Annotated in this window: 4 protein-coding genes; all 4 read right to left on the bottom strand. The window is 67.8% G+C overall.

What is annotated here, in order from left to right; genetic code table 11:
- A partial coding sequence (locus tag P1P70_RS39990; protein ID WP_319246713.1) for a glycoside hydrolase family 2 protein occupies window positions 1-1551 on the bottom strand: 1551 nt, incomplete at its 3' end.
- Between the two features lie 141 nt (window positions 1552-1692).
- On the bottom strand, window positions 1693-3735 hold the full coding sequence (locus P1P70_RS39985) for a beta-galactosidase (protein WP_319246711.1): 2043 nt from the start codon (window positions 3733-3735) through the stop codon (window positions 1693-1695).
- A 44-nt stretch (window positions 3736-3779) separates the two neighbouring features.
- On the bottom strand, window positions 3780-4673 hold the full coding sequence (locus P1P70_RS39980; RefSeq protein ID WP_319246709.1) for a carbohydrate ABC transporter permease: 894 nt from the start codon (window positions 4671-4673) through the stop codon (window positions 3780-3782).
- Window positions 4670-5315 (bottom strand): sugar ABC transporter permease (locus P1P70_RS39975; protein ID WP_319246708.1); only part of this gene is annotated, 646 nt, incomplete at its 5' end. The genes P1P70_RS39980 and P1P70_RS39975, both read right to left, overlap by 4 nt.

The raw sequence follows: 5315 nt of genomic DNA, 5'->3' as shown, positions 1-5315 counted from the left end.
GTGCAGGTTGTCGGCCCATGCTCCGAGGTCGTTGTCCTTGGAGCCGTAGTACCAGCCGTAGTACTTGTTGAAGCCCGTGGTCTGCGTGTGCAGGCCCGCCTGGGCGTTGTCGGGGTCCTCGCCGCGTACGGCGTAGGTGGAGAGGCGGTCGGGGTCCTCGGCTTCGATGATGTCGGCGAGTGACGCGAGGAGCCTGTTCGTGGCGGTGCCGTTGTAGTCGAGGAGTTCGTTGCCGATGCCCCAGAAGGCGATCGAGGGGTGGTTGTAGTTCTGCCGGATCAGTTCCCGCAGTTGGTTCTGGGTGCTGGTGGTGAAGGCGGCCGAGTCGGTGACGATGTCGACCAGCGGGATCTCCGCCCAGACGATCATGCCGCGTTCGTCGGCGAGGTTGTAGTCCTTCTGGTCGTGCTGGTAGTGCGCCATCCGGATGGCGTTGGCTCCGATCTCGCTGATGAGGTCGAGGTCCTGGGTGTGGTCGGCGTCGGATATCGCCCAGCCCTTGGCGGCCCGGTCCTGGTGCAGGTTGACGCCGTGCAGGTGGAGGTGGCTGCCGTTGAGGTGGAAGCCGGTGTCGGCGTCGACGGCGAGGGAGCGAAGGCCCAGGCGTTCGGTCACCACGTCCGTAATCGTGTCCCCGCCGCCGGTGACGTCATGGATCTCGACGCTGGCGTTGTAGAGGTACGGATCCGCCAGTCCGTTCCACAGATGTGGGTTGTCGACGTGGACGGTCTGCTGCATCTCCTTGCCGGTGGCCGCGGGGACGGTCTGCGCGGTGCTGCTCGTGTCCGCGACGATGGTCCCGCTCTTGTCGGCGATGACGGTGCGGACGACCACCGATCTGGTGGTGCTGCTGTCGTTCCACAGCTTCGTCGTCACGGTCACCGTGGCCGACGCCGCGGTCACGTTGCTCTGCCGCAGGTAGATTCCGGGGCCCGCGTAGTCCGTCATCCGCACATGGAGGTCGTCGACGGCCCACAGGCTCACGTTGCGGTAGATGCCGCCCTGGAAGGTGTAGTCCGCGCCTACCGGGGCGATGTTGGTGTCGCGGGTGTTGGTCACCTTGACCGCGATGATGTTGTCCTGTCCCGGGACGAGCACGGCGGTGGCGTCGAACCTGAAGCGGGAGTACCCGCCCTTGTGCTGTCCGAGGTACGTGCCGTTGACCCAGACGTCGGCGACCTGGTTGACCCCGGCGAACTGCAGGTACAGCCTCTTGCCGGCCATGGTGGACGGCACGGTGTAGTGGCGGCGGTACCAGCCCACCCCGCGGTGGTAGTTGTTGGCGCCGTCGGCCCCGTCGACGGCGTTCCAGGTGTGGGGCGTGGTGACCGACGTCCATCCGGAGTCATTGAATCCGGGCGTCTGCGCGCCTGTGACGTCCGATCTGATGAATCGCCACCCGTTGTTGAGGTGGATCCAGACACGGGGATCAGGCGCGGTGTACGTCGTGGCGGCGGACGCGGAACCGGCGAGCGGAATCCCGGCCAGCGAGGCCAGCACTCCCGCAGCAGCCCCGCCGAGCACCTGTCGGCGGCTGGGCAAACCTGTCATGTCAGAACTCACTTCCGTGGAGTCGAAGCAGGACGTTCTCTCGGCACGACGTGCAGTTCTCGGACAAGCGCGGCCCGCGCGGGCCTGGAAGGACCAAACCTCGCTGATGTCCGGCCTCGCCCGGCTGCCGCGCGGTGATCTCTACGCGGTCGCCCGCTCCCGCAGATCCGCCCTCGGCTCACGGACGACTGCGACGCCTCCCTCGGGGACGGTGACCGAGCCGGTGACCGTTTTGCCGGTGAGGAGTTCGACCCCCTCGGCGGGGATCTCGGCGCCGTGGCCGGCGTGGTCGATCAGGAAAAGGTAGTCCGCGTCAGCGCCCCGTCGCCTCACCACTTCGATGCCGGCCGGAACCTCGCGCTCCGGGCGCACGCCGGCGTCCTGGCACACGCGCTCCAGGACGGTGGCCAGGGTGGTGGGGTCCGGGTGGGTGGCGAGGTACCAGGCGGTTCCGCTGCCGTACGCGTGGCGGGTGATGGCCGGGACGCCCGCCAGCGGTCCCTCGGCGTACGTGGCGACGGCTTCCGCTCCGGTCAGCCGGAGGCGTTCGGTCCACAGGTCGGCGGTCGCGTCCTGCGGGACCTGGCCGACCAGGCTGACCGTCTGGCCGGGCAGCAGGGGGAACGGCTCGTCGCCGTGCACCCCGAGGATCTTCCGGAAGGCGCCCGGGTAACCACCCAGACGGACATGGCAGTTCTCGTCCACCGCACCACTGTGGAAGCCCACGGCGAGGGTGCCGCCGCTCTCGGTGAACGCCGCCAGGTTGGCCGCGCCTTCGTCGTCGACCAGGTACAGGCTGGGAGCGAGGACGAGCCGGTAGCGGCCGAGGTCCGGGGCGTCGGGACGTACGAAGTCGACCGCCACGCCGGCCTTCCACAGCGGTGTGTACCAGTCCCTCACCAGGTCCTGGAAGCGGAGTTCACCACTGGGTTGGCAGGGTAGTTCCATGGCCCAGCGGGCGTTCCAGTCCCAGACGATGGCGACCTTGGCGGGGCTGGTGCTGCCGCCTACTTCGGCGAGGGCTTGCAGGTCGGCTCCGAGCTGGACCACGTCGCGCCAGATCTGGCTGTCGGTGCCGGCGTGCGGGAGCATCGCCGAGTGCCACTGCTCGGCGCCCGCCTTGGCGGCCCGCCACTGGAAGTAGGCGATGCCGTCGGCACCGTGGGCGACGTGGGCGAGCGCGTTGCGGCGCATCTCGCCGGGAGTCTTGGCGCGGTTGACGGGCTGCCAGTTGATGGCACCCGTGGAGTGTTCCATCAGCAGCCAGGGTCCGTCGGCCAGGGAGCGGACCAGGTCGCCGCAGAGGGCGATGTCGGTCTCCGACTCCGGGTCGGTGGCGAGAAGGTAGTGGTCGTTGGAGACGATGTCCAGCTCGGGGGCCCAGCGCCAGTAGTCCAGGGCGTCGAAGTTGTGCATCACCATGAAGTTGGTGGTGGCGGGGGTGTCCGGGGCGGCGCGGCGGAGCACGTCGCGCTCGGCGGTGAACAGTGACAGCAGTTCGTCCGAGCAGAAGCGGCGCCAGTCCAGCCGGTGGGTGGGATTGGGGTCGGCGCCGGTGGCGCGGGGCGGGATGATCTCGTCCCAGTCGTAGTACCACTGGCTCCAGAAGGTGGTGCCCCAGGCGTGGTTGAGCGCGTTCAGGTCGTTGCCGTACTTCGCCTTCAGCCAGGTACGGAAGGCGGCCGCGCTGGTGTCGCAGAAGCATTCGGCGTTGTGGCAGCCGTACTCGTTGTGCACGTGCCACATCGCGACGGCCGGGTGGTCGGCGTACCGCTCGGCCAGGACGCCCGCGATGCGCAGCGCCGCGGTGCGGTACGCGGGGCTGGACGGGCAGAAGGTCTGACGGCTGCCGTACCAGAGCGTGCGGCCGTCCTTGTCCACCGGCAGCGCCTCGGGATGGGCCCGGAAGAACCAGGCGGGCGGGCAGGCCGTCGGGGTGGCGAGATCGGCGGCGATGCCGTTCTCATGCAGCAGCGCCAGGATCTTGTCCATGCGGGAGAAGTCGTAGACGCCCTCGGACGGCTCCAGCAGGGCCCACGAGAAGATGCCGACGCTGACCATGGTCACCCCGGCCTCGCGCATCAGGGCCATGTCCTCGGCCCAGACCTCCTCGGGCCACTGCTCGGGGTTGTAATCGCCGCCGTACGTGATGCCGGGCAGACGGAGACGGCGTTCGGTGGTCACTGGTCATACTCCGGGGGTGTGGGGAACAGCGGGGAGGCGTGCGGTCAGCCCTTGTTGGCGCCGAGGGTGAGGCCGCTGACGAACTGGCGCTGGAGTGCGAAGTACACGATCAGGGTGGGGATCGCGGTGAGCAGGGCTCCGGCGGCGACGAGGTTGGGGTCGGTGAAGTACTGGCCGGAGAGGTTGTTCAGGGCCGAGGTGATCGGCATGTTCTCGCCGGTGGAGATCAGTACTAGCGCCCAGAAGAAGTCGTTGTAGATCCAGATGGACAGCAGCGTCGCCAGGGCGGCCATCGCGGGCTTGCACAAGGGCAGCACGATCTGCCAGTACAGCCGCCACACCGAGGCGCCGTCGACCAGCGCGGCCTCGGTCAGCTCGTGCGGCAGGGAGCGCATGTAGTTGGCCAGTACGAAGGCGCAGAAGCCGGACTGGAACGCGACGTGGATGAGGACCAGGCCGAGCGCGGAGTCGTACAGCTTGCCGCTCATGGTGATGCCGGGCAGGTCGATGAGCAGGTACAGCCGGTACAGGGGGGTGATGATGACCTGCTGGGGGAGCAGGTTGCCGGCGGTGAAGACCAGCAGCAGGAAGAGGTTGATGCGGAAGTCGAAGCGGCTGACGTAGAAGGCGACCATGGAGGACAGGAACAGCGTCAGCAGCACCGCGGGGACGGCGATGATCAGGGTGTTCACGAAGTAGTGCGTCATGTCCGACTGGGTGAACGCGTTCGTGAAGTTGTCGAAGCTCAAGGTGTCGGGCCACGAGACGTAGCCCTTCTCGGATGTCTCGCCGTAGGGGCGCATGGCCGCGTACAGCGCCCACAGCAGGGGCCCCAGCCAGGCCAGGGCCATGCAGACGAGGAAGACGTGCAGGAGGATCCGGGCGGGGCGGACAGGCGTGCGCTCCTTGCGAGCGGCGGTCGCGGCGGTGGTGCTCACGCTTGCCGCTCCTTCCGGAAGGTCGCGATCAGGTACGGGATGATCACGGCGAGGGAGATGACCAGGAGGACGACGGCGATGGCCGATCCGTAGCCGATGCGGCTGGACTCTCCGATGATGTTGTTGGTGACGAGGATGGAGAGCAGTTCGGTGCCCTCGGCGCCCTTGTTGAAGACGAAGACGAGGTCGAAGGCGCGCAGGGCCTCGATGATCGTGACGACCAGGACGACGGTGTTGGTGGGGCGCAGGGTGGGGAAGATGACGTTCTTGAACGTCTGCCACTCGTTGGCGCCGTCCAGGGCGGAGGCCTCGCGCAGGGAGGGGTCGACGCCCTTCAGACCGGCCAGGTAGAGGATCATCATGTAGCCGGTGTGGCGCCAGGACGCGGCGATGAGGATGGCCCACAGGTTGAGGTCGGGGTCGCCGATCCAGTCGATGTAGTGGCCGGGTTCGTTGGCGCCGATGAGGCTGTTGATCAGGCCCGTGTCGGGGTTGTAGATCAGCTGCCAGACGAAGCCGATGACGGCGAGCGACATCACGACGGGCAGGAAGAACGCCGTCTGGTAGACGCGGCTGAAGCGGATGTTCTTGTCCAGCTGCACGGCCAGGAACAGGCCGAGCGGCGTGGGGATCAGGATCAGC

It is taken from the genome of Streptomyces sp. MB09-02B, from assembly GCF_033794485.1.
Taxonomy (GTDB): Bacteria; Actinomycetota; Actinomycetes; order Streptomycetales; family Streptomycetaceae; genus Streptomyces.
Note: the sequence above shows the minus strand (reverse complement) of the source record. Positions and strands in the feature narration are given on the sequence as shown.